Annotated in this window: 24 protein-coding genes; 8 read left to right on the top strand and 16 right to left on the bottom strand. The window is 63.8% G+C overall.

Features of this window, described 5'->3' with window-relative positions:
- Nucleotides 1–27: 27 nt before the first annotated feature.
- From SA496_RS25410 to exbB, 3 genes are read right to left on the bottom strand one after another with little or no spacing between them, the layout of a single operon-like run.
- The gene (locus tag SA496_RS25410) at nucleotides 28–756 is read right to left on the bottom strand and encodes an energy transducer TonB (protein ID WP_153919113.1); all 729 of its coding nucleotides are present in this window, start codon (nucleotides 754–756) and stop codon (nucleotides 28–30) included.
- Nucleotides 753–1,178: a TonB system transport protein ExbD gene (gene exbD / locus SA496_RS25405; RefSeq protein WP_330114667.1), complete on the bottom strand. Its 426-nt coding sequence runs from the start codon at nucleotides 1,176–1,178 to the stop codon at nucleotides 753–755. Before exbD ends, SA496_RS25410 begins: the two co-directional genes overlap by 4 nt.
- A gap of 3 nt (nucleotides 1,179–1,181) precedes the next feature.
- Nucleotides 1,182–2,162: a tonB-system energizer ExbB gene (gene exbB, locus SA496_RS25400; protein ID WP_153919110.1), complete on the bottom strand. Its 981-nt coding sequence runs from the start codon at nucleotides 2,160–2,162 to the stop codon at nucleotides 1,182–1,184.
- A 213-nt stretch (nucleotides 2,163–2,375) separates the two neighbouring features.
- On the opposite strand from exbB, the gene SA496_RS25395 reads away from it, so the two are divergent.
- The 3 genes from SA496_RS25395 (at nucleotide 2,376) to SA496_RS25385 (ending at nucleotide 4,885) form a co-directional block, all read left to right on the top strand.
- Nucleotides 2,376–3,227, top strand: a complete 852-nt coding sequence (locus SA496_RS25395; protein ID WP_153919107.1) for an NAD-dependent epimerase/dehydratase family protein — start codon at nucleotides 2,376–2,378, stop codon at nucleotides 3,225–3,227.
- A 2-nt stretch (nucleotides 3,228–3,229) separates the two neighbouring features.
- Nucleotides 3,230–4,030 carry a helix-turn-helix transcriptional regulator gene (locus SA496_RS25390; RefSeq protein ID WP_153919104.1) on the top strand — a complete coding sequence of 267 codons (801 nt, stop codon included), beginning with the start codon at nucleotides 3,230–3,232 and terminating at the stop codon, nucleotides 4,028–4,030.
- A 228-nt stretch (nucleotides 4,031–4,258) separates the two neighbouring features.
- Nucleotides 4,259–4,885, top strand: coding sequence for a LysE family translocator (locus SA496_RS25385; RefSeq protein ID WP_330114666.1), 627 nt, complete (start codon nucleotides 4,259–4,261; stop codon nucleotides 4,883–4,885).
- 54 nt (nucleotides 4,886–4,939) lie between these two features.
- On the opposite strand, the gene SA496_RS25380 is transcribed toward SA496_RS25385, so the two are convergent.
- The 6 genes from SA496_RS25380 to SA496_RS25355 all read right to left on the bottom strand — a co-directional run bounded on the left by SA496_RS25380 (nucleotide 4,940) and on the right by SA496_RS25355 (nucleotide 10,245).
- Complete coding sequence (locus SA496_RS25380) at nucleotides 4,940–5,674, bottom strand: hypothetical protein (RefSeq protein ID WP_153919099.1); 735 nt, start codon at nucleotides 5,672–5,674, stop codon at nucleotides 4,940–4,942.
- A 55-nt stretch (nucleotides 5,675–5,729) separates the two neighbouring features.
- Nucleotides 5,730–6,110: a RidA family protein gene (locus SA496_RS25375; RefSeq protein ID WP_077524919.1), complete on the bottom strand. Its 381-nt coding sequence runs from the start codon at nucleotides 6,108–6,110 to the stop codon at nucleotides 5,730–5,732.
- 28 nt (nucleotides 6,111–6,138) lie between these two features.
- A complete protein-coding gene (gene spoT / locus SA496_RS25370) occupies nucleotides 6,139–8,247 on the bottom strand; it encodes a bifunctional GTP diphosphokinase/guanosine-3',5'-bis pyrophosphate 3'-pyrophosphohydrolase (protein WP_120653930.1) in 2,109 nt (702 codons plus the stop codon).
- A 60-nt stretch (nucleotides 8,248–8,307) separates the two neighbouring features.
- A complete protein-coding gene (rpoZ, locus tag SA496_RS25365; RefSeq protein WP_120653931.1) occupies nucleotides 8,308–8,571 on the bottom strand; it encodes a DNA-directed RNA polymerase subunit omega in 264 nt (87 codons plus the stop codon).
- A gap of 177 nt (nucleotides 8,572–8,748) precedes the next feature.
- A complete protein-coding gene (gene gmk / locus SA496_RS25360; protein WP_120653932.1) occupies nucleotides 8,749–9,369 on the bottom strand; it encodes a guanylate kinase in 621 nt (206 codons plus the stop codon).
- A 12-nt stretch (nucleotides 9,370–9,381) separates the two neighbouring features.
- Nucleotides 9,382–10,245 (bottom strand): YicC/YloC family endoribonuclease, encoded by an 864-nt coding sequence (locus SA496_RS25355; RefSeq protein WP_120653933.1) that lies wholly within the window; start codon nucleotides 10,243–10,245, stop codon nucleotides 9,382–9,384.
- Nucleotides 10,246–10,382: 137 nt separating this feature from the next.
- Here SA496_RS25355 and rph point away from each other — a divergent pair, with 137 nt between their 5' ends.
- Together rph and SA496_RS25345 are read left to right on the top strand one after the other, a co-directional pair.
- Nucleotides 10,383–11,102 (top strand): ribonuclease PH, encoded by a 720-nt coding sequence (rph, locus tag SA496_RS25350; protein WP_120653934.1) that lies wholly within the window; start codon nucleotides 10,383–10,385, stop codon nucleotides 11,100–11,102.
- Between the two features lie 28 nt (nucleotides 11,103–11,130).
- Complete coding sequence (locus tag SA496_RS25345) at nucleotides 11,131–11,496, top strand: DUF4870 domain-containing protein (RefSeq protein ID WP_028626898.1); 366 nt, start codon at nucleotides 11,131–11,133, stop codon at nucleotides 11,494–11,496.
- Between the two features lie 55 nt (nucleotides 11,497–11,551).
- Here SA496_RS25345 and SA496_RS25340 read toward each other — a convergent pair whose 3' ends face one another.
- Nucleotides 11,552–12,331, bottom strand: coding sequence for an exodeoxyribonuclease III (locus tag SA496_RS25340; protein ID WP_069086259.1), 780 nt, complete (start codon nucleotides 12,329–12,331; stop codon nucleotides 11,552–11,554).
- Between the two features lie 80 nt (nucleotides 12,332–12,411).
- Between SA496_RS25340 and pyrE the strand changes: the two genes are divergently transcribed.
- Entirely contained in the window at nucleotides 12,412–13,053 is a 642-nt protein-coding gene (gene pyrE, locus SA496_RS25335; RefSeq protein WP_120653935.1) for an orotate phosphoribosyltransferase, read from the top strand.
- A 22-nt stretch (nucleotides 13,054–13,075) separates the two neighbouring features.
- Nucleotides 13,076–13,669: a DUF4124 domain-containing protein gene (locus tag SA496_RS25330; protein WP_120653936.1), complete on the top strand. Its 594-nt coding sequence runs from the start codon at nucleotides 13,076–13,078 to the stop codon at nucleotides 13,667–13,669.
- 6 nt (nucleotides 13,670–13,675) lie between these two features.
- On the opposite strand, the gene SA496_RS25325 is transcribed toward SA496_RS25330, so the two are convergent.
- The 5 genes from SA496_RS25325 to coaBC form a co-directional block, all read right to left on the bottom strand.
- Nucleotides 13,676–14,119, bottom strand: a complete 444-nt coding sequence (locus tag SA496_RS25325; protein ID WP_120653937.1) for an acyl-CoA thioesterase — start codon at nucleotides 14,117–14,119, stop codon at nucleotides 13,676–13,678.
- 59 nt (nucleotides 14,120–14,178) lie between these two features.
- Nucleotides 14,179–15,084 carry an acetylglutamate kinase gene (gene argB / locus SA496_RS25320; protein WP_120653938.1) on the bottom strand — a complete coding sequence of 302 codons (906 nt, stop codon included), beginning with the start codon at nucleotides 15,082–15,084 and terminating at the stop codon, nucleotides 14,179–14,181.
- A 21-nt stretch (nucleotides 15,085–15,105) separates the two neighbouring features.
- Nucleotides 15,106–16,503: a phosphomannomutase/phosphoglucomutase gene (gene algC, locus SA496_RS25315; RefSeq protein ID WP_218569252.1), complete on the bottom strand. Its 1,398-nt coding sequence runs from the start codon at nucleotides 16,501–16,503 to the stop codon at nucleotides 15,106–15,108.
- A 1,235-nt stretch (nucleotides 16,504–17,738) separates the two neighbouring features.
- A complete protein-coding gene (gene dut, locus SA496_RS25310) occupies nucleotides 17,739–18,194 on the bottom strand; it encodes a dUTP diphosphatase (RefSeq protein WP_120653940.1) in 456 nt (151 codons plus the stop codon).
- 6 nt (nucleotides 18,195–18,200) lie between these two features.
- Nucleotides 18,201–19,409: a bifunctional phosphopantothenoylcysteine decarboxylase/phosphopantothenate--cysteine ligase CoaBC gene (gene coaBC / locus SA496_RS25305; RefSeq protein WP_120653941.1), complete on the bottom strand. Its 1,209-nt coding sequence runs from the start codon at nucleotides 19,407–19,409 to the stop codon at nucleotides 18,201–18,203.
- 135 nt (nucleotides 19,410–19,544) lie between these two features.
- Here coaBC and radC point away from each other — a divergent pair, with 135 nt between their 5' ends.
- Nucleotides 19,545–20,219 (top strand): RadC family protein, encoded by a 675-nt coding sequence (gene radC / locus SA496_RS25300; RefSeq protein ID WP_330114665.1) that lies wholly within the window; start codon nucleotides 19,545–19,547, stop codon nucleotides 20,217–20,219.
- Here radC and SA496_RS25295 read toward each other — a convergent pair.
- Nucleotides 20,216–21,790 (bottom strand): ABC transporter substrate-binding protein, encoded by a 1,575-nt coding sequence (locus tag SA496_RS25295; protein ID WP_120653943.1) that lies wholly within the window; start codon nucleotides 21,788–21,790, stop codon nucleotides 20,216–20,218. The genes radC and SA496_RS25295 overlap by 4 nt on opposite strands.
- Between the last annotated feature and the right edge of the window lie 116 nt (nucleotides 21,791–21,906).

Below are 21,906 nucleotides of genomic sequence, written 5' to 3'. Positions count from 1 at the left end.
TGCGCGAGGTGCGCAGGCGCTTGGGAGTCAGCGGCGGTCCAGCGAGTAGACGAAGGGCGCGACCACTTCGAGGGAGCCGTTGTTGAGCAGCTCCGGCGGGGGCGGGGGCAGCGGCTGGGCGCGACGGATCATCTCCAGGGTGGCACGGTCCAGCGAAGCGCTACCGGACTTGCCGACCAGGGTGTAGGAGGTCACTTTGCCTTCACTATCGACCACGAAGCGCAGGCGGTTGACCCCTTCGAAGCCGCGGCGGCGGGCATCGTCCGGGTAACGCTTATAGCGAGCCAGGTGCGCCAGCAGCTTGCTTTGCCAGGTCGGCTTGGCGTCCGAAGGTGCGCTGGAAGCGGCCTGCTGCTGTGCAGCGGGCTTGGTGTCGCTCGGGGTCGTGGTCGGCGCGGCGACGCTTTCCTTCACGCTCTCGGTTTCCTGCGGCTTCTCAGGCTTGGGCTCCGGCGGTTTCGGCCTCGGCGGCTTGGGCTTGGGTTTCGGCTTGGGCGCGATGGCGATCTTCGGCTTAGGCACTTCCACCAGTTTGGGCAGCGGTTCGGGTTCGGGCTCGACCTGGGGCGGTGGCGCCGGCAACGGAGCTGGAGCCGGCAGCGGCTCCAGCTCCACCATCATGGCCGCCGGCGGCAGCTCGATCGGCTCGGCGTGAGGGCGCCAGTAGAGCGCCCAGAGGCCGAGGCCGATGTGCAGGCCGAGCACGACGACCAGGCTGACGCCCCATTGCGACAGCTTGCGTTTGCCTTGGCTCATTTAGTCCCGACCGTCTCGAGTCCGACCAGGCCGATCTTCAGGTAGCCGGCGTTGCGCAGGGCATCCATGACTTCCATCAGGCGACCGTATTCGACGACCTTGTCGCCGCGCACGAAGATGGTCTTCTCCTTGTCAGCCTTGGTCAGCTTGTCCAGCACGCTGGCCAGTTGCTCTTCGGTGACCTGCTCGTTGTCCAGGTATAGGCTCTTGTCTTCCTTGATGCTGAGGTAGATCGGCTTGTCCGGCCTGGGCGCGGGCTTGGCGGTGGAGGCGGGCAGGTCGACCTTGATGTCGACCGTCGCCAGGGGGGCCGCCACCATGAAGATGATGAGCAGCACCAGCATTACGTCGATGAAGGGGGTGACGTTGATCTCGCGGGTTTCCTGGAGATCATCGCCCCCATCGTTCAGATGGATTCCCATGACTCAGCCTACTTTCACCATTTGCGGAGACTGGCCACGCTCGGCCGTGTGATGGTCGAGGTCGCGGCTGACCAGCAGCAGGACCTGGGCCGACGCGTCGGACACCTGCGCCTTGTAACCGGCGATGGAGCGAGCGAAGACGTTGTAGATGACTACCGCCGGGATCGCCGCGACGAGACCAAGGGCCGTGGCCAACAGCGCTTCGGCGATACCGGGGGCGACCACGGCGAGGTTGGTGGTCTGGGATTTGGCGATGCCGATGAAGCTGTTCATGATGCCCCAGACGGTGCCGAACAGGCCGACGAAGGGTGCGGTGGAGCCGATGGTAGCGAGCACGCCGGTACCCTGGCTCATCTGACGACCGCTGGCGGCGACCAGGCGCTCGAGGCGGAAGCTGACGCGTTCCTTGATGCCTTCTTTCTCGCGGGTGTTGCTGGAGAGCTTCACCTCTTCCTGGGCGTCCTGCACCAGCTGGTGGGAGATGCAGGTGCCGTTGCTGACCTTCTGTCCGGCTTCGTTCAGGGTGCGGGCGGATTTCAGGGTGCCCAGTTCACGGCGCAGGCGGCGCTTGGCGGCGAGCAGCTCGAAGCCCTTGGCGATCCACACGGTCCAGGTCAGGACGGAGGCCAGAGCCAGTCCAATCATCACGGCCTTCACCACGATATCGGCGTTCTGGTACATGCCCCAGGGGGACAGGTCGTGGGCTAGCGTCAGCTCGCCTTCCGCCCCGGCTGCCAGCGGGTCGGTCGGAATGGCGTTCGGGTCCAGGGCGGCAGCGTCGGCCTGCACTGCGGTGCCGCCGGCGGCCGGGGTGGCGGCGGTGTTGGTAGCATTGGCCTGGGCAGCGGCGGGCTGGCTCGCGGCGGCCGGCTCCTCGGCAAAGGAGGCGCTGGGTACCAGCATCATGCTGATCAGCAGGGCTGCCAGCAGGCGAGGTGGGCGGGAGGCAATGTTGGGCTGTACGTTGCGAGCGTTGGATTTCATGCTGGCCGGACCTGAAGGAAAGGAAGCGATTTCGTCCAACGGCATTGAGGTAGCAGCCTGGACCGAAGGGTTCGCATTATTGCAAGTAATTCTTGTTTGTAGAAGTGACTATTTATCGATCACATTGCCGTTTGGCGATTCGAAGGCGTGCCGTGAGTGATTGGCGATTGCCTGCCATGGCCCTATCCTGAGGACTTTTTCGGAGTTTTCCCGATGTCCGCTTCCCTCCTGATCGCCGGCTGCGGCGATATTGGCAGCCGCCTGGCTACCGAGATGTTGCAGGCCGGCTGGACTATCCATGGCCTTCGCCGCCAGGTTTCGGCGTTGCCAGCGGGTGTGTTGCCGGTAGCTGGCGACCTCGAGCGGGCCGACTGTCCGACGGGCTGGCCCCAGGGGACCCTGGACTATCTGGTCTACAGCGCGGCGGCCAACCAGCACGATGAGGCCGGCTACCGCTTGGCCTACGTCGAAGGCCTTCGCCACGTGCTCGCGTGGTTGGCTCAGCACGGCCAGGTGCCGCGGCGCGTTCTGTTTGTCTCCAGCAGCGGGGTTTATGGTCAGCGAGACGGCGAGTGGATCGACGAGACTTCCCCGGCCGAGGCCGAGGGTTATTCCGGCCAGGTCATGCTGGAGGCCGAGCGCCTCGTCCTGGGCAGCGGCATTCCCGCTACCTGTGTGCGCCTGACGGGTATCTACGGTCCTGGACGCGAGTGGCTGCTCAAGCAAGTGCGCATGGGCTATCGCGTGGTCAGCGAGCCGCCGCTCTATGCAAACCGTATCCACGCTGACGATTGCGCCGGCTTGCTGGCTCATCTGCTCAAGGCTGATGCCGACGGTGTGGCGCTGGACGATTTTTATATCGGTGTCGACGATACGCCGGCTCCGTTGCACGAGGTTGTGGGTTGGTTGCGCGAGCGGATGGGCGTGACGGAGTGGGCCGACGAGTCGACAGTACGCCGCTCCGGCAGCAAGCGCTGCAGCAACGCCCGCGCCCGAGCCCTGGGCTGGACGCCGCGTTACCCGAGCTACCGCGAAGGCTACGGGGCGATCCTCAGCGGAGCCTGAACATGGATGCCAACCGCATGCTGGCTCGCCCCTGGTTACCGGGGGTGGAGTTGTTTCATGCGGATTTCTCCGGGCAGCCCTTTGGCCGTCACAGCCACGACGCCTTCGCCATTGGCGCCATCCTGCATGGCGTAGGCGGCTATCAGTGCCGGGGTGAACGCCATGCGCTGCCGGCGGGCACTCTGTCGCTGATGAACCCCGAAGAGCCCCACACCGGGCATGCAGAATCCGAGCGGCTGATCTATCGCATGCTCTACGTCGAAGAGTCGCGCCTGCCGACCCTGCTCGGGCGCAAGCGCTTGCCCGATGGGTTTCGCGAGTTGAATCCGGCCGATGACGGGCAGGTGGCGGCCGGACTGGCGCGCTTGGCGGCGGAGTTCGAGCGTGGCGATGCGCTGGCGCTGGAGAGCGAATTGCTGGATGTGCTTGAACTGGTGTTCGTCCGCCACGGCGGCCTGCGTGCGGCGGCACCCGCATCCCGGGATGGCGGTGTGACGAATTTCCTGCGCGACTACCTGGAGGCTCACTACGCTGAGGCCGTGAGCCTCGAGCAACTGGCCGGGCTGGTGCAGCGACATCCGCGTCATCTGATCGACGCATTTCGTCGTGCCTACGGTGTACCGCCGCACACCTACCTGCTGCAACGCCGGGTGCGCGAGGCCAAGCGCCTGCTTTTGAGCAATCAGCCGCCACTGGAGGTGGCGCTGTCCCTGGGTTTTTACGATCAGGCCCACTTCTCCGGTACCTTCAAGCGCTTCACCGGCGTGACGCCGGGGCAGTTCCGCCGAGCCGCGCGTACCTGAGAGCCTGTTCACGATCTGCTGCGCGTCGACCATGCCGCGTTAAAAGCAGGCCCGGAGTGTTCATTTACAACTCGTAAACTAGCGTGCGAGCCCGGCCCGCTTCCTCGCCTGCTTTCGCCTTGCATGGCTCTAGCTCGCGAAACCGTGATCAGACTCTGAGTTTTCTCCAAGACCGCTTGAGCCACGGACTTCGACACTGTCCGCCGCACTTCACGGAGGCTCGAAGCCATGCTCGCGTTGTTCCTGCTGGTCGCCAGTACCCACTTCGCTGCACTGCTGTCGCCAGGGCCCGATTTCTTCCTGTTGCTGCGGGCCGGACTGGTCAATGGCCTGCGCCACGCGGATGGTGCTGCGGCGGGCATCGCGCTGGCCAATTTGCTGAGCATGCTGCTGGTCTTGCTGGCCCTCAGCCTGTTGCCCGCTTCGAACGGGACGTTCTGGCAGGTGCTGCAACTGGTTGGCGGTGGCTATTTCATCTGGATCGGCACCCAGGCGCTGCTGGCGACCCGTGAGCTGGAACTGCCGCAGGCCAAGGCGGGTGGGCATGGATCGTGGCTGCTCGGATTTTTCGAGGGGCTGCTGGCCAGCAGTCTCAATCCCAAGCTGCCGCTCTTCTATGCCGGACTGTTCGGTGTGCTGCGCAATGCGGCTATGCCCGGCTGGGGGCTGGTCATGAGCATGGGCTGGATGACAGTGGTGGTGCTGTTCTGGGATATGGCGCTGGTGCGATTGCTGGACCACCCGCGCTGGCGCAGTTGGCTGCAACTCCGGGTCCGGGCGCTGGATAGGTTTTGCGGCGCGTTGTTGCTGGCGCTGGGGGGATGGCTGGCGATCGGGGTGATGGGTGGCGTATAGGTTGGCGCTAAGTGGAGCGAAGCCCAATATGTGTTCGTTGGGCTTCGCTACGGTTCAGTCGCGCTCCAGCAGCCAGGCACGCTTGCCGGGGGCGTACTCTGGCATCTCGTCGATATGCGCACGGTTACGCGCTTCGAGGATTTCCAGCTCATCACCATCGTGGACGAAGATCCAGGCCGCACCCTGTTTGCCGTTCTGTAGCCAGATGCTGTCGTTCTCGCCGCTCATCGCGGCGCAGTCGCCAGCGAGGCAGAGGGCATAGCGATCAGCGCCCGGGAGGCCTTCCAGGCTGCCATCAGGATTGAACTTGACCAGGCCGCCCTGGCCTTGCCCTTCGACGATTTTCCAGGTTCCGCCGAGATAGGCGGAGTAGAGCGCGTGCTCGAATGCGCTGCCAAGCGGTGCCCCTTCGGCAGGATTCTGGTCCGGATGGACGAAGCGTTGTTCGGGGAGGTTATCGCTGGCTTTCTGCACCAGTTCCTTGCCGTCCACTTCAAGTTCTTCGTGGTAGTCGCCGTAGAAGTCCACTCGCCAGCCGTCATCTTCCTGGGCCGCGAGGCGCCCTTCACCCAGTTCGAAGCCATTGCTGTAGTGGGCCTCGCCGGATTTCTGGTCGATCTGCCACTCCAGGTTCGGGCCATAGGCGAGCAGGGACTCGCGTAACTTGCCCTCTTTGGCTGCGGCATTGATGGCCGCCTGGTTGATCCAGATGCCGCTCGGGTCTGATGACGTGCTGGAGCAGCCGCCAAGAATGGCCGCACAGAGCAGCAGGGGGAGGGTGTGACGCATGACGGATTCCTTCCGGAACGATGCCACGGACCGAGCGGCCCGTGGCAGAGGTAACTTATTCGAGGACCAGGATGGCGTCCATTTCCACCTGGGAGCCGCGCGGCAGCGCAGCTACGCCAATGGCGGCGCGAGCCGGGTAGGGCTGCTCGAAGTAACGACCCATGACTTCATTGACCTTGGCGAAGTGGGACAGGTCGGTCAGGAAGATGTTCAGTTTGACGATGTCCTTGAAGGAACCGCCCGCGGCTTCGGCCACGGCTTTCAGGTTCTCGAAGACCTGCACGGTCTGGGCTTCGAAGCCTTCGACCAGCTCCATGGTTTTCGGGTCCAGCGGGATCTGGCCGGACATGTAGACGGTGTTGCCGGCCTTGATGGCCTGAGAGTAAGTGCCGATGGCGGCAGGGGCCTTGTCGCTGCTGATGACGGTCTTGCTCATGAGAACTCCTTTGGGCTCTTGGGATCAGCTACGCCCGCACGCGGGTGATGCGGATCACCCCCTTGAGCGCGCGCAGCTTCTTGATCACTCGGGCCAGGTGCACGCGGTCGTGCACGCTGACCACCAGCTGGACCACGCTGATGCGGCCATCGCGCTCGTCCATGCTGATCTTCTCGATATTGCCGTCGGCGGCATTGACACTGCTGGCCAGCAGGGCGATCAGGCCGCGCTGGTGCTCCAGCTCGACGCGCAGCTCGACGTTGAATTCGCCGGCAACGTCCTTGGCCCACGACAGCTGGATGCATTTCTCCGGGTTGTGTCGGATTTCGCTGATGTTCTTGCAGTTCTCAAGGTGCACCACCATGCCCTTGCCGGCGGAAAGGTGGCCGACGATGGGGTCGCCCGGAATCGGCGTGCAGCACTTGGCATAGCTCAGCACCAGGCCCTCGGTGCCGCGGATTGCCAGCGGCCCCTCGGGGTTCGGCAGCTGTTCGCCGTCGCTGGCCAGCAGGCGGCGGGCGACTACGTAGGCCATGCGGTTGCCGAGGCCGACGTCTTCCAGCAGGTCTTCGATCACGTCCAGGCGGTACTCGCCGAGGACAGCCTGGACGCGTTCGGGGCTGATCTTGTCCAGATGGCTCTCGAAACCGGCCAGAGCCTTGTTCAACAGGCGTTCGCCGAGGCTGATGGATTCGGAGCGACGCTGCTGCTTGAGGGCGTGGCGGATGTGGGTGCGTGCCTTGCCGGTCACGACGAAGTTGAGCCAGGCCGGATTCGGTCGCGCGCCGGGCGCCGTGACGATTTCCACCGTCTCGCCGCTCTGCAGCGGCTCAGACAGCGGCGCCAGGCGGCGGTTGATGCGACAGGCGATGCAGGTGTTGCCGACGTCGGTATGCACCGCGTAGGCGAAGTCGACCGCGGTGGAGCCTTTCGGCAACTCCATGATGCGGCCCTTGGGCGTGAACACGTAGACCTCGTCGGGGAAGAGGTCGATCTTCACGCTCTCGATGAATTCGAGCGAGTTACCGGCGCGTTGCTGCAGTTCCAGGATGCCCTTGACCCACTGGCGTGCCCTGGCATGCGTGCCCTTGGGCTGGTCGTCCTCGGTGGACTTGTACAGCCAGTGGGCGGCGATGCCGTTGTTGGCCATCTCTTCCATTTCACGGGTGCGGATCTGGATTTCGATGGGCACGCCGTGCATGCCGAACAGGGTGGTATGCAGCGACTGGTAGCCGTTGGCCTTGGGAATCGCAATGTAGTCCTTGAAGCGCCCCGGCAGCGGCTTGTACAGGTTGTGCACGGCGCCGAGCACGCGATAGCAGGTGTCGACCTTGTCGACGATGATGCGGAAGGCGTAGACGTCCATGATCTCGTTGAACGCCCGGCGCTTGCCGCGCATCTTCTTGTAGATGCTGTAGAGATGTTTCTCGCGGCCGATGACCTCGCCTTCCATGCCTTCGCGGCGCAGGCAGTTGGTCAGCGACTCCTCGATCTTGTTGACGATTTCCTTGCGGTTGCCGCGGGCGCGCCGCACCGCCGCGCGAATGCGCTCCGAGCGCATCGGGTGCATGGCCTTGAAACCGAGGTCCTCGAACTCCACGCGCATGCTGTGCATACCCAGCCGGTTGGCGATGGGGGCGTAGATTTCCAGGGTTTCCTTGGCAATGCGCCGGCGCTTCTCGCCGGATAGCACTTCCAGCGTGCGCATGTTGTGCAGGCGGTCGGCCAGCTTGACCAGGATCACGCGGATATCGCGCGCCATGGCCATGGCCATCTTCTGGAAGTTTTCGGCCTGGGCTTCGGCCTTGGACTCGAAATTCATCTGGGTCAGCTTGCTGACCCCATCCACCAGCTCGGCGACGGTCTCGCCGAATTGCGCGCAAAGGGCTTCCTTGGCGATGCCGGTGTCCTCGATCACGTCATGCAGCATCGCGGCCATCAGGCTTTGATGATCCATGTGCATGTCGGCGAGGATGCTTGCTACGGCAAGCGGATGAGTGACGTAGGCTTCACCGCTGCGGCGGCGCTGGCCGTCGTGGGCTTGCTCTGCGTAAAAGTAGGCTCGGCGCACCAGGTTGACCTGGTCGGCGCCGAGATAGGTCGAAAGTCGATCGGCGAGGGCGTCTATGCTCGGCAAGATGTCTCTCCTTGCCGACCTTCATGACCCTGCGCCGTGCGACGTCGACCAGGCATGGATTCAGAGGGCCTCGTTGGCCTCGTCCTCGAATGCGGCGAACAGCGGCTCTTCTTCAACGATGTCTTCCTGGGCGACGACTTCATAGTCGACCAGGCCGGCAGCGATTTCGCGCAGGGCGACTACGGTCGGCTTGTCATTTTCCCAGGCTACCTTCGGCTCTTTGCCGCCGGTGGCCAGCTGACGGGAACGCTTGGTAGCGAGCATGACCAGCTCGAAGCGGTTGTCGACATTGTCCAGGCAATCTTCAACGGTAACGCGGGCCATGGTGTTCCTCGTAGCACGAAATGAATGGCTGATGCTGTGCCCAATTGGGCGAGCGGACTGAATAGTCTAAAAAATCGCCAGCAATTAGGGAAGCGCCGATTTTCGGCGCTTTGCGGGTGGAGTGTGGCTCAGGACCGACGCGGGGGCTAGCTATGAAAGCGATAGAGAGTCGTGCAGCTAGTCGAGCAGGCGGGCCAGCAGGGCGCCGTGGCGGACTTGTTGCGAGTCGTGGCGCAGCTGGTTCGCACGGAAGATGGCCTTGAGGTCTTCCAGGGCTATGGCGAAATCGTCGTTGATCACCAGGTAGTCGTACTCGACGTAGTGGCTCATCTCGCTGACGGCCTCGCGCATGCGGCGCTCGATGATCTCTTCGCTGTCCTGGCCGCGGTTGTCGAGGCGCTGGCGCAGGGCTTCCTGGCTTGGCGGCAGGATGAATATGGACTTGGCCAGGGGCATCAGGCGACGGACCTGCTGGGCGCCTTGCCAGTCGATCTCGAGAATCAGGTCATGGCCTTCGGCCAGGGTCTGCTGGACCCAGCGCTGGGAGGTACCGTAGAGATTGCCGAAGACTTCAGCGTGTTCCAGGAAGTCGCCGTGCTCGAGCATCTGCACGAACTCTTCGCGGCTCACGAAGTTGTAGTTGACGCTGTCCACCTCGCCCGGGCGCATGCCGCGGGTGGTGTGGGAAACCGAAACGCGGATATTGGGTTCGGCGTCGATCAACGCCTTGACCAGGCTGGTCTTGCCGGCGCCGGAGGGGGCGGAAACGATGTACAGGGTGCCGGGAGTGGCAGTCATGGGGGCGGTCTCTTACTCGATATTCTGGACTTGTTCGCGCATCTGCTCGATCAACACCTTGAGGTTGACCGCAGCCTGAGTACTGCGCGGGTCGAAGGCCTTGGAGCCCAGGGTATTGGCTTCACGGTTGAGTTCCTGCATCAGGAAGTCCAGGCGGCGGCCGGCGGCGCCGCCAGCCTTGAGCACGCGGCGGACTTCGCTGATGTGGGTGCCGAGGCGGTCCAGTTCTTCGGCGACGTCACTCTTCTGCGCCAGTAGGACCATCTCCTGCTCCAATCGTTGCGGATCGAGCTCTGCCTTCATTTCGGAGAAGCGATCGAGGATCTTCTGTCTCTGTGCTGCGAGCATCTGCGGGACCAGGGCGCGTAGGGCTGTGACGTCTTCCTGCATGGCATCCAGGCGGTCATTGAGCAGGCGAGCCAACTCGGCACCTTCGCGGGCACGGCCTTTCTTCAGCTCGTCGAGCGCCTGGGAGAAGGCTTCCATGGCGGCTGCATTGAGCGCCTGCGGGTCCTCAGCATCGGCCACCAGTACGCCCGGCCAGGCGAGGACTTCCAGGGGGTTGAGCGGTGCGGGTTGCTGGATCAGCGCGGCAACGCTTTCGGCGGCCTTGATCAGCTGGCCGGCGCGCTCGCGATCCACCTGCAGCGGCTTGCCAGTGCTTTCTTCTGCCAGGCGCAGAGTGCATTCAACCTTGCCGCGCGATAGGCCCTGGCGCAGGGCGTCGCGCACGGGGCCTTCGAGGTCACGGAAGGATTCCGGCAGACGCAGGTGGGGTTCGAGATAACGGTGGTTGACCGAGCGCAGTTCCCAGCTCAGGGTGCCGTGGGAGCCGGCCCGTTCAACGCGTGCGAAGGCGGTCATGCTGTGCACCATGGGGTTTCCTCTCGGTTTCGACGATCAAAGGAGGCGATTGTAGCCCAGGCGGCTTGCGCCTCCCAACGTGGCGATGTCCCCCATGCCCCGGGGCCTCTATAATGGCGGGCAGATTTCTCCCGAACAGGTAAGCCCGAATGAAACGTCCCAGTGGCCGCGCGGCCGAACAGCTGCGTCCGATCCGCATCACCCGCAACTACACCAAGCACGCCGAAGGCTCTGTACTGGTGGAGTTCGGGGATACCAAGGTGATCTGCACGGCCAGCGTCGAGTCCGGCGTGCCGCGCTTCCTCAAGGGGCAGGGTCAGGGCTGGCTGACTGCCGAATACGGCATGTTGCCGCGCGCCACTGGCGAGCGTAACCAGCGCGAGGCCAGTCGTGGCAAGCAGGGTGGCCGTACCCTGGAGATCCAACGGCTCATCGGCCGCTCGCTGCGCGCGGCGCTGGACATGACCAAGCTGGGCGAGAACACCATCTACCTGGATTGCGATGTGATTCAGGCCGACGGTGGCACCCGCACCGCTTCCATCACCGGTGCCATGGTGGCCCTGGTTGATGCGCTGAAGGTGCTGAAGAAGCGTGGCGCCCTGAAAGGCGAGCCGCTGAAGCAGATGGTTGCCGCCGTTTCCGTGGGCATCTACCAAGGTGAGCCGGTTCTGGACCTGGACTACCTGGAAGACGCAGCTGCCGAAACTGACCTGAACGTAGTCATGACCGATGCCGGTGGCTTCATCGAAGTCCAGGGCACCGCCGAAGGTGCGCCCTTCCAGCCGGAAGAGCTGACGGCCATGCTCGACCTGGCGCGCCAGGGTCTGAACGAGCTGTTCGAGCTGCAGCGCGCCGCGCTGGCCGACTGACGGCACATCCGCACGAGGAGACGTGGGAATGGACGAACCTACTCAATATCAGGAGCCGAACAGGGAAGTGCGGCAATGGGCGATGTTCTGCCATTTCTCCGCATTCCTCGGCCTGGTGTTTCCCTTTGGCAATCTGCTGGGGCCACTGATCGTCTGGCAGATCAAGAAGGACCTCGATCCCTTCGTCGACGCCCAGGGCAAGGAAGCGCTGAATTTCCAGATCACCGTGGCGCTGGCTGTCGTACTGTGTTTCCTGCTGATGCTGGTGGTGATCGGCTTCCCGCTGCTCGGGCTGGTGAGTATCGGTGCGCTGGTGCTCACGATCATCGCCGGGATCAAGGCCAACGAAGGTCAGGCATACCGCTACCCCTTCTGCTGGCGACTGGTGAAATAGGCCGAATTGCGGACAAGAAAAAGCCGGCTCGAAAGCCGGCTTTTTTCTGCCTGGATCACACGCTCAGCAACCAGTCGTAGTCGACAATCAGCGGCGCGTGCTGCGAGAAGCGCGGTTGGCGCGGCAGCTTGGCGCTGCGCACAAAGCGGCGCAGACCGGGGGTCAGCACCTGATAGTCGAATCGCCAGCCGAGGTTGAGCATCTCGGCCTGCTCGCTGTCCGGCCACCAACTGAACTGGTCACCTTCGCGGCTGACTTCGCGCAGGGCATCGACATAACCCATGTTGCCGAACACTTCGTCCATCCATGCGCGCTCAGGCGCAAGGAAGCCGGGAATCTGCTGGCAATCTCGCCAGTTCTTCACGTCCAGCTTCTGGTGGGCTACGTACAGCGAGCCGCAGTAGATGTACTCGCGGCGCTTGCGGCGCTGCTTGTTCAGGTAATGGGTGAGGTCGTCCATGAACTTGAACTTGTGGTTCAGGTTCTCGTCCCCGCCTTGCCCGGATGGCAGCAACAGGGTGGCGATGCTCACTTTGTCGAAATCAGCCTGCAGATAGCGTCCGTACCGATCGCAGGACTCGAAGCCGAGTCCCCAGATAACCGCCTTGGGTTGCAACCGCGAATAGAGCGCCACGCCACCTTGGGCAGGCACTTCGGCATCGCCGGCATAGAGGAAATAACCATCCAGTTGGAAGGCAGGGTCGTCCAGGTCGAAGGCGGAGGCACGTGTGTCTTGCAGGCAGATCACGTCGGCATTCTGAGCTTGCAGCCAGCTGAGGAGACCTCGCTCGGCTGCCGCTTGAATACCATTCACGTTCACACTGATGATCCGCATAAATGGCCCCCAAAAACACGTGCGTGTATGATACCCGAGCTCTTTCTTTTTAGCTAAATCCGTGCCGTCCGAGGCTTTTCATGCAGGCGTATCAGCGCGATTTCATTCGCTTTGCCATCGAGCGCGGAGTTCTGCGTTTCGGTGAGTTCACTCTCAAGTCTGGTCGTACCAGTCCCTACTTCTTCAATGCTGGTCTGTTCAACAGCGGCCTGGCCCTCGCCCAGCTCGGTCGATTCTATGCGGCTGCGGTGGTCGACAGCGGCATTCCTTTCGATGTGCTGTTCGGCCCGGCCTACAAGGGCATTCCGTTGGCAGCTGCCACTGCGGTGGCGCTGGCTGAACATCACCAGATCGACATCCCGTGGTGCTTCAATCGCAAGGAAGCCAAGGATCATGGCGAAGGCGGCAGCCTGGTCGGTGCACAGCTTGCCGGTCGCGTGCTGATCATCGATGACGTGATCACCGCCGGCACTGCGATCCGTGAAGTGATGCAGATCATCCAGGCCCAGGGCGCCCAGGCAGCCGGTGTGTTGATCGCATTGAATCGCCAGGAGCGCGGTCAGGGCGAACTCTCGGCTATACAGGAAGTAGAGCGCGACTTCGGCATGCCGGTTGTCAGCATCGTGTCCCTGGAGCAGGTACTGGAGTACCTGACTGGTGACGCGGAACTGAAGAAGCACCTGCCAGCCGTGGAAACCTATCGCGCCAACTTCGGAATCTGACCATTCGGGGCTGGGAGTCCTCATGCTGACGTCGCCTGCATTCCGCTACAGCGTGGTGCTGTTTCTGCTGCTGCCGGCTCTGGCCGGCGCGGCGGAGCTGTATCGCTATGTCGACGACAAGGGCGTGACCGTTCTTGATCGCCAGGGCGTACCACCGGAATACATCGGCAAGGGTTACGAGGTGCTCAACGAGCAGGGCAGGGTCATTCGCGTGATTCCGCCTGCGCCCAGCCGTGAGGAAATGCAGCGTCAGCTGGACGCCAAGGCCCGGGCCAGCTCCGATGCCCAGTTGCTGCGTCTGTATACCAGCGTTGAGGATGTTGACCGCGCTCTGGTTCGCAAGTTGGCTGAGCTGGACGGGCTGATCGGCGTCGCCCGAGGCAACCAGCAGTCGTTGCGCACCCAGCAGGCCAACCTTCAGAGCCAGGCGGCGGAAAGCGAGCGGGCTGGACGTGAAGTGCCGGCGCACCTCGTGGAGCAGATCAACAACCTGCGCGACCAGCAGAAAGGGCTAGACAAGGATATCGCTCGATACGAGAAAAGCCGCGAAGCCGCCAAGGCTGCTTTCGCAGCTGATCGTGCGCGCCTGGCCGAGCTACTCGGCGGAGTTCGCTGACCTGCCTCAATCGGTCGGTGCGATCCGCTCGAAACCCCGCACCCGTTCCCTCAGCCAGTCCGGCAGCCGCAGACTTCTGCGATTGTCGGCGTCGGCATGCACGTAGACCACCTCGCCCGAGGTGAGTTGATCGTTTCCACGCCAGATGCCCAGCTCGAAGGCCATGCTCGCGCCGCCCAGACGACTAACCCGCACACCGATATCCAGCAGGTCGTCGAAGCGCGCTGGCGCCAGGTACTCGAGCAATGTCTTCACTGCGAAGAAGTCGCCGCCGTCCTTCAGCAGGTCGGCTGGGTAGGCCACTTCCAAGCTTCGGAAATACTCGGTGATGGCGACATCGGCGTAGGTCAGGTAGTTGCCATTGAAGACGATGCCTTGCGGGTCGACTTCGGCCCAGCGCACGCGCAAGGCGTGGAAGTAGCTGAAGTCGTCGCGGGACAGTCTGGCCATTTCCGGCTCCTTGAATAAAACAGGCCGGATCACTCCGGCCTGCCTGGGTTTCGCTCCGCTCAGTGACGCTTGCGGTTGGTGATCAGGGTGCCGACGCCGCTGTCGGTGAAGATCTCCAGCAGCACCGCGTGGGGCACACGACCGTCGATGATGTGCGCGGCATTCACGCCGCCCTGCACCGCGTCCAGGGCGCAGCGGATCTTCGGCAGCATGCCGCCGTAGATGGTGCCATCGGCGATCAGGTCGTTGACCTGCTCGGTGGAAAGGCCAGTGAGCACCTGGCCCTGCTTGTCCATCAGGCCGGCGATGTTGGTCAGAAGCATCAGCTTCTCGGCCTTCAGCGCCTCGGCCACCTTGCCGGCTACCAGGTCGGCGTTGATGTTGTACGACTCGCCGTTGGCGCCGACACCGATCGGTGCGATCACCGGGATGAAGTCACCTTGTACCAGCATGTTCAGCAGGTCGGTATTGACGCTGGCAACCTCACCCACGTGGCCGATGTCGATGATCTCTGGCTGGGTCATCTCCGGGGTCTGGCGGGTGACGGTGAGCTTCTTCGCGCGGATCAGCTCGGCGTCCTTGCCGGTCAGGCCGATGGCACTGCCGCCGTGGCGGTTGATCAGGTTGACGATGTCCTTGTTCACCTGGCCGCCGAGAACCATCTCCACTACATCCATGGTCTGGGCGTCGGTCACGCGCATGCCGTCGACGAAGTGGCTTTCGATGGACAGGCGCTTGAGCAGGTCACCGATCTGCGGGCCACCGCCGTGCACTACCACGGGGTTGATGCCGACAGCCTTCATCAGCACCACGTCGCGGGCGAAGCTGGCCTTCAGCTCGTCGCTCTCCATGGCGTTGCCGCCGTACTTGACCACCAGGGTCTTGCCGACGAAGCGGCGGATATAAGGCAGCGCTTCGGACAGGACCTGGGCGACGTGGGAAGCAGCGTCAAGGCTGAGGGTCATGCTGGGCTCCAGTGAAACAGATCAGAACGGCAGGTTGAGTTCAGGGGCGATGAGGGTGAGCTGGCTGCGGAACACCTGCTTGATGCGTTCCAGCTCTTCCTCGGTGTCGGCCTCGAAGCGCAGCACCAGCACGGGAGTCGTGTTGGAGGCGCGGCACAGGCCCCAGCCCTTCGGATAATCGACACGCACGCCATCGAGGGTGGTGAGGTTGGCTTCGCCCCAATTGGCCTCGCGTTGCAGGCGCTCGATCAGGAGGAACTTGGTCTCATCGGTGACGGTGATGTTGATTTCCGGAGTGGAGACGTCTTTCGGGAAGGCCGAGAACACATGTTCCGCATCACGCTTGTCCTGACTGAGGATTTCCAGCAGACGGGCGGCGCTGTAGATGCCGTCGTCGAAGCCGTACCAGCGCTCCTTGAAGAAGATGTGGCCGCTCATTTCGCCGGCCAGCAGGGCGCCGGTTTCCTTCATCTTCTTCTTGATCAGCGAGTGGCCGGTTTTCCACATCACCGGACGGCCGCCATAACCGCTGATGAGAGAGGTCAGGCGGCGGGTGCACTTGACGTCGAAAATGATGTCGGCGCCCGGATTGCGCGATACCACGTCCTTGGCGAACAGCATCAGCAGGCGGTCCGGGTAGATGATGGTGCCTTCGTTTGTCACCACGCCAACGCGGTCGCCGTCGCCGTCGAAGGCCAGGCCCAGGTCGGCTTTCTCTTCCTTCACCTTGGCGATCAGGTCTTCCAGGTTCTCGGGCTTGCCCGGGTCCGGGTGGTGGTTCGGGAAGGTGCCGTCGACGTCGCAGAACAGCGGGATCACGGTGCAGCCCAGGGCCTCGATCAGTTGCGGGGCGATCACGCCGGCTACGCCGTTGCCGCAGTCGACGACGACGCGCATGGGCTTGGCCAGGGCGATGTCGTCACGGATTTCACGGAAGTAACGGTCCAGCACGTCGATCGCTTCAATGCTGCCGACGCCACTGGCCAGATCGTTGTTCTGGATGCGGGTATGCAGGGCGGTGATCTGCTCGTTGGCCAGGGTTTCGCCGGCCACCATGATCTTGAAGCCGTTGTAGTCCGGCGGGTTGTGGCTGCCGGTGAGCATCACGCCGGATTTGCCGGCCAGTACGTTGGCGGCATAGTAGAGCGCCGGAGTCGGCACCATGCCGACGTCGGTGACCTGGCAGCCGCAGTCCATCAGGCCCTGGATCAGCGCCTGGACCAGTTCGGGGCCGGACAGGCGACCGTCGCGGCCTACGGAAACGTTGGGTTCGCCACGGGCCAGGCTCTCGGACCCGATGGCGCGACCTACCCAGTAGGCGGTCTCTGTGGTGAGGGTGTCGCCGACCACGCCGCGGATGTCATAGGCGCGGAAAATGCTGGCGGGCAGAGGGGGAGCGATCTGTTCGATGCTGGTCATGGCGGGGGCTTGCTCCAATCCCAGGAGGTCCTGGTCTTCGTCGAGGATGTCGATATCGAGAATGTCGGTATCTTGGAAACGTGGGTCGGCCGATTCGGCCGGCCGGGCGGATGCCGTCGCAACGTGGTCGCCGGCGGGCGCCTGGACCAGGCCATTCTCCGGCGCCGGCTCGGGTTTGCGCCTGGGTTGGCGCGCGAGCGCCTGGGCCAGGCTGTCCAGCGCTGGCAGGCGCAGACTTAAGGGTTTGACGCTCTTGCCGTTCGAGAGTTCTTGCAGCAGCTGATTGAGCTGCTCGGCGTCGTCGCGCAGCTTGCGTTGCAGGGCGCCCTGGCTGAGCTTCAGTCCGAGGACTGCACCGCCGAGGGCGAGCAGGGCGGCCAGCGCCAGTAGCAAGGGAGAAAGGTTGGTCTGAGTCAGGGCCTGTCCAGGTGTGAAACTGAGCTTCCAGTTAGGGTTGCCGCTGTCCAGGGCGATGGGAGTGGCACCGTCGGCCTGGCCGCGCTGTGCGAGGACCTGGGCCGGAGCGTTGCTGAACTGCTGGATCAGTTGCAGCTGACCGATATCCGACGATATCGACGGCAGGCTGCGCAGCAGTCGGTCCAGGTCGAACACCAGCAGCAGTGTGCCCTGGGACACGCTCTGTTCATTCAGGCGCAGCGGTGCGGCGCTGTAGACGAGCCAGCGATCACCCACCTTGTAGGCTTCCGGGCTGGGTTGCTGGCCGCTTTCCAGGCGCCGCAGCATGTCGAGTGCGGCAAAGTTCATTGGCGCGGCACGTTGACTGTTCTGTTGGGCCTGCCCGGGCAGGTTGAGGTGGGCATCGATCACCCCGTCGCGATAACCCAGCCTGCGTTCGGCAGCGAGCCACTGTCCGGCGTCGCCACTGTTGAGGGCGTCGATCAGGCCGGGGTCTTGGGCGGCGGCATTAGTATCCGCCTGCAACTGGACGATCGCCTGGCGCAGGGTGGCTGCCTGGCTGCTGCCCCAGGCCTGGCCGAGCTGGTCGACTCGGCTCTGCTCGGCAGGACCGAGGACTCCGAGCCAGAGCAGGGCGCCAGCGGCGGCGACGCCTGTCAGTGCGGCGAGCGCGCCGGGGAGCAGGTTGCCAGAGCCTTTGCGGGGGTGCCTGGAGTCGGTCGGCCGGCTGGCCACTCCGTGAGTGGTGGCGTCCTTGCTACTGCGCTTGAAGAGTTTCACTGAACGTCTCCTGGGCGGTTCGTCCTGGTGTGGTTCTATCAGTGGCTGCCGGTGTGACCGAAGCCGCCGGCGCCACGTTCGCTTTCGTGGAACTCGTCGACAAGTTCGAAGTGCGCCTGGACCACGGGCACCAGTACCAGCTGGGCGATGCGTTCACCAATGGCGATGTGGAAGGCAGTCTGGCCGCGGTTCCAGCAGGACACCATCAGCTCGCCCTGGTAGTCGGAGTCGATCAGGCCTACCAGGTTCCCGAGGACCACGCCATGCTTGTGGCCAAGGCCGGAGCGCGGCAGGACCAGCGCGGCCAGGCCTGGGTCGGCGATGTGAATCGACAGGCCGGTGGGAATGAGGATTGTCTGGCCCGGCTCTAGGATCACTTCTTCCTTGAGCATGGCGCGCAGGTCGAGGCCGGCGGAGCCTGGGGTGGCATATTGCGGCAGCGGGAATTCGCTGCCGAGACGGGAATCGAGGATCTTGGCTTGCAGTGAGTGCATGGAGTCTCAGGCCTGGTTGAGGCGGTCGGCGATGAAGGCGATCAGCTGGCGGGCGATCTTGCCCTTGCTGGTCTGGGCGAAGCTGGATTGGGCCAGGTCGCGGTCGATGACCGTGATGGCGTTTTCCTCACTGTTGAAGCCAATGCTTGGGTTGGCCACGTCATTGGCGACGATCAGGTCGAGGTTCTTGTCCTTGAGTTTTCGCGAAGCGTACTCGAGCAGGTTCTCGGTCTCGGCGGCGAAGCCCACGCTGAATGGGCGGTCGGTGCGGCCGGCGAGCGTCGCGAGGATATCGGGGTTGCGCACCAGCTGCAGCAGCAGGCCTTCGCCACTGGTCGGGTCTTTTTTCATTTTGTGCTGTGCAACCACTTCCGGGCGGTAATCAGCCACGGCGGCGGCGGCGATCAGCAGGTCGCAGGGCATGGCCGCTTCGCAGGCAGCGAGCATGTCGCGGGCGCTGACGACGTCGATGCGGTTGACCCGGTCCGGCGTGGGCAGGTGCACCGGACCTGTGATCAGGGTCACCTTGGCGCCGGCTTCCACAGCGGCCTCGGCGAGGGCGAAGCCCATCTTGCCGGAGCTGTGGTTGGTGATATAGCGCACCGGGTCGATGTTCTCCTGGGTCGGACCGGCTGTAATCAGCACATGGCGCCCGGTAAGTGCCCGATGTTCGAAGCAATCGGCGGCGCGCTGGGCCAGTTCCTCGGCTTCGAGCATGCGGCCCAGGCCAATATCGCCACAGGCCTGGCTGCCGGCAGCAGGGCCGAACAGTCGTAGCCCGCGCTTGGCGAGGAGTTCCAGATTGGCTTGGGTGGCCGGGTCGCGCCACATGGCCTGGTTCATCGCGGGAGCCAGGGCAACGGGCGCATCGGTGGCGAGCACCAGGGTGGTCAACAGGTCGTCCGCGACACCCTGTGCCAGGCGTGCCATCAGATCGGCAGTGGCCGGTGCGATCAGCACCAGGTCGGCCCAGCGAGCGAGCTCGATGTGCCCCATGGCCGCTTCGGCAGCGGAGTCGAGCAGCTCGAGGTGGACGGGATGCCCGGAGAGGGCCTGGAGGGTCAGCGGGGTGATGAACTCGCGGCCGCCCTGGGTCATTACCACGCGGACCTCGGCGCCCTGGTCGCGCAGTCGGCGAACCAGTTCAGCGCTCTTGTAGGCGGCAATACCGCCGCCCACGCCCAGAAGGATGCGTTTCCGATAGAGCCGCTGCATAGGCCTGCCTTTATGAGGTTGAAGATGTGCAGCGGCGAAGGCGCCTCCCCAGGCCGATCGCCGCGCAAAAAAGGTGGGTTAAGATAGCACAGCGACCGCACTGGAACAGCGGCGCGGCTCAACCATGGAGGTGTCATGAGCATCCGCAATTGGCCCGCGGCGGAACGTCCGCGGGAGAAACTTCTTGAACTGGGCGCGGCGGCCCTGAGCGACGCCGAGCTCCTTGCCATTTTCCTGCGTACCGGGGTGGCTGGCCGCAGTGCCGTCGACCTGGCGCGCCATCTGTTGAACGACTTTGGCAGCCTGCGCGCGTTACTGGAGTCCGAGCTGCAGGAGTTCAGTCAGCACCTTGGTCTGGGGCCGGCCAAGTTCGCCCAGTTGCAGGCCGTCCTGGAAATGGCCCGCCGCCACTTGGCCGAGGGGCTGCGCCGCGACTCTGTATTGGAAAGTCCCCAGGCGGTGCGCGATTTCCTCAAGGCGCAGCTGCGCCATTCGCATCACGAGCAGTTCGCGTGCCTGTTCCTCGATGCCAGGCACCGGGTGCTGGCTTTCGAAGTGTTGTTCCACGGCACCATCGATGGCGCCAGTGTCTACCCCCGCCAGGTGGTCAAGCGGGCCCTGGCGCACAACGCGGCGGCCTTGATCCTCAGCCACAACCATCCTTCAGGTGTCGCCGAGCCCAGCGAAGCGGATCGTCAACTGACTCGGCGCCTCAAGGAAGCGCTGGCGCTGATCGATGTGCGAGTGCTCGACCACTTCATCGTTGGCGATGGCGAGCCACTGTCGATGGCGGAGTGGGGCTGGATCTAGTCCAGCTTCACCTTTGAGAAGTCCTGTCGGCCAAAGGGACTGACCTGATAGCCATCGACGTTTGCGCGGGTCAGGGCGAAGGCCGTGGGGTGGGCGAGGGGCAGCCAGAGTGCCTGCTCGCGGATGATCTGCTGTGCCTTTGTATAGAGGCTGGTGCGCTCAGTCAGGTCGGTATGGCTCTTGCCGTCGGCGATCAGCTTGTCGAGCTCGGCATTGCAGTAACGCGCGAAGTTGAGCCCGGATTGAACCGAGGCGCAGGAAAACTGTGGGGTGAGGAAATTGTCCGGGTCACCGTTGTCGCCAGCCCAGCCCATGAACAGCAGATCGTGTTCGCCCGCCTTGGCGCGGCGGATCAACTCGCCCCATTCGATCACGCGGATCTCGGCCTGAATGCCCACCTTGGCCAGGTCGGCCTGCAGGAGTTGGGCGCCCAGGCTGGGGTTTGGGTTGAGCAGGCTGCCGGAGGGACGGGTCCAGATGGTGGTCTTGAATCCATCCTTCAGACCCGCCTCGGCAAGCAGCGCCTTCGCTTTCTGCAGGTCGTTAGGGTAGGCCGGCAGGTCCTTGGCGTAGCTCCAGGTGTTCGGCGGGTACGGACCATCGGCTGCGGTGGCGCTGCCTTCGAATACGGCCTTGATATAGCTCGGCTTGTCGAAGGCGAGGTTGATCGCCTGGCGGACTTCGGCCTTGTCCAGCGGCGGATGCTGGCTGTTGATGCCGACGAAGGCGGTCATGAATGCGGGGGTCTGGATCACCTTGATGTTCTTGTCGCTGGCTGCTGAATTCACATCCAGGGGCTTGGGTGAAAGGGCGACCTGACATTCGCCGCGACGCAGCTTCTGCAGGCGTACGTTGGCGTCCGGGGTGATGGCGAAGACCAGTCCGTCGATACCCGGCTTGCCACCGAAGTAATCAGGGTTGGCTGCGTAGCGCACGGCGGCGTCCTTCTGGAACCGGCGGAAGACGAACGGGCCGGTGCCAATAGGTTGGGCGTTGAGCTTCTCGGGCGTCCCCGCGTTCATCAACTGGTCGGCATACTCGGCCGAATAGATGGAGGCGAAGCCCATGCTCAGGGTGGCCAGGAAGGTGGCGTCCGGCTTGTTGAGGGTGAATCGGACCTGCTGGTCGCCCAGCTTGTCGATGCTCTTGATCAGGCCAGGCAGCTGCATGGACTGGGCATGGGGGAAGCCGCTCTGGGCGACCTTGTGCCAGGGATTGCTCGGGTCGAGCATGCGCTGGAAGCTGAACACCACGTCATCGGCTGCCAGCGGGCGGCTCGGCTTGAAGTAGTCGGTCGAGTGGAAGGCCACGTTCCTGCGTAGCTGGAAGGTGTAAGTCAATCCGTCGGCGGAGACGTCCCAGCGTTCGGCCAGGCCTGGCACCAGCTTGCTGTCCTGCGCGTCGAACTCCACCAGGCGGTTCATCAGCACGTCGGCCGACGCGTTGGTGGTGGTCAGGGAGTTGTACTGCACCACGTCGAACCCCTCGGGACTGGCCTCGGTGCAGACGCTCAACGTGGCGGCCTGGGCGAACAGCGGGACGAAAAGCAGCGGGAGGGCGGCGAAACGCATGGCAAGCTCCTTTGCATGGGCGGGTGGGCCCGCGAAGGGCCAAAGGCCTTACCCTAGACCAAGCCAGGTCAGCTAACAATTGGTGGTGGCGACGAGCGGTCGCCTCGTCGGAGCCC

The sequence above is a fragment of the Pseudomonas sp. JS3066 genome (assembly GCF_036328175.1).
GTDB lineage: Bacteria > Pseudomonadota > Gammaproteobacteria > Pseudomonadales > Pseudomonadaceae > Metapseudomonas.
The sequence above is the reverse complement of the archived record's forward strand: the minus strand, read 5'-3'. Positions and strand labels throughout refer to the sequence as shown.

Coding starts and splice junctions, on each gene's coding strand:
- SA496_RS25410 (WP_153919113.1), bottom strand. CDS start 756: ATGAGCCAAGGCAAACGCAAGCTGTCGCAATGGGGCGTCAGCCTGGTC.
- exbD (WP_330114667.1), bottom strand. CDS start 1,178: ATGGGAATCCATCTGAACGATGGGGGCGATGATCTCCAGGAAACCCGC.
- exbB (WP_153919110.1), bottom strand. CDS start 2,162: ATGAAATCCAACGCTCGCAACGTACAGCCCAACATTGCCTCCCGCCCA.
- SA496_RS25395 (WP_153919107.1), top strand. CDS start 2,376: ATGTCCGCTTCCCTCCTGATCGCCGGCTGCGGCGATATTGGCAGCCGC.
- SA496_RS25390 (WP_153919104.1), top strand. CDS start 3,230: ATGGATGCCAACCGCATGCTGGCTCGCCCCTGGTTACCGGGGGTGGAG.
- SA496_RS25385 (WP_330114666.1), top strand. CDS start 4,259: ATGCTCGCGTTGTTCCTGCTGGTCGCCAGTACCCACTTCGCTGCACTG.
- SA496_RS25380 (WP_153919099.1), bottom strand. CDS start 5,674: ATGCGTCACACCCTCCCCCTGCTGCTCTGTGCGGCCATTCTTGGCGGC.
- SA496_RS25375 (WP_077524919.1), bottom strand. CDS start 6,110: ATGAGCAAGACCGTCATCAGCAGCGACAAGGCCCCTGCCGCCATCGGC.
- rpoZ (WP_120653931.1), bottom strand. CDS start 8,571: ATGGCCCGCGTTACCGTTGAAGATTGCCTGGACAATGTCGACAACCGC.
- gmk (WP_120653932.1), bottom strand. CDS start 9,369: ATGACTGCCACTCCCGGCACCCTGTACATCGTTTCCGCCCCCTCCGGC.
- SA496_RS25355 (WP_120653933.1), bottom strand. CDS start 10,245: ATGGTGCACAGCATGACCGCCTTCGCACGCGTTGAACGGGCCGGCTCC.
- rph (WP_120653934.1), top strand. CDS start 10,383: ATGAAACGTCCCAGTGGCCGCGCGGCCGAACAGCTGCGTCCGATCCGC.
- SA496_RS25345 (WP_028626898.1), top strand. CDS start 11,131: ATGGACGAACCTACTCAATATCAGGAGCCGAACAGGGAAGTGCGGCAA.
- SA496_RS25340 (WP_069086259.1), bottom strand. CDS start 12,331: ATGCGGATCATCAGTGTGAACGTGAATGGTATTCAAGCGGCAGCCGAG.
- pyrE (WP_120653935.1), top strand. CDS start 12,412: ATGCAGGCGTATCAGCGCGATTTCATTCGCTTTGCCATCGAGCGCGGA.
- SA496_RS25330 (WP_120653936.1), top strand. CDS start 13,076: ATGCTGACGTCGCCTGCATTCCGCTACAGCGTGGTGCTGTTTCTGCTG.
- SA496_RS25325 (WP_120653937.1), bottom strand. CDS start 14,119: ATGGCCAGACTGTCCCGCGACGACTTCAGCTACTTCCACGCCTTGCGC.
- argB (WP_120653938.1), bottom strand. CDS start 15,084: ATGACCCTCAGCCTTGACGCTGCTTCCCACGTCGCCCAGGTCCTGTCC.
- algC (WP_218569252.1), bottom strand. CDS start 16,503: ATGACCAGCATCGAACAGATCGCTCCCCCTCTGCCCGCCAGCATTTTC.
- dut (WP_120653940.1), bottom strand. CDS start 18,194: ATGCACTCACTGCAAGCCAAGATCCTCGATTCCCGTCTCGGCAGCGAA.
- coaBC (WP_120653941.1), bottom strand. CDS start 19,409: ATGCAGCGGCTCTATCGGAAACGCATCCTTCTGGGCGTGGGCGGCGGT.
- radC (WP_330114665.1), top strand. CDS start 19,545: ATGAGCATCCGCAATTGGCCCGCGGCGGAACGTCCGCGGGAGAAACTT.
- SA496_RS25295 (WP_120653943.1), bottom strand. CDS start 21,790: ATGCGTTTCGCCGCCCTCCCGCTGCTTTTCGTCCCGCTGTTCGCCCAG.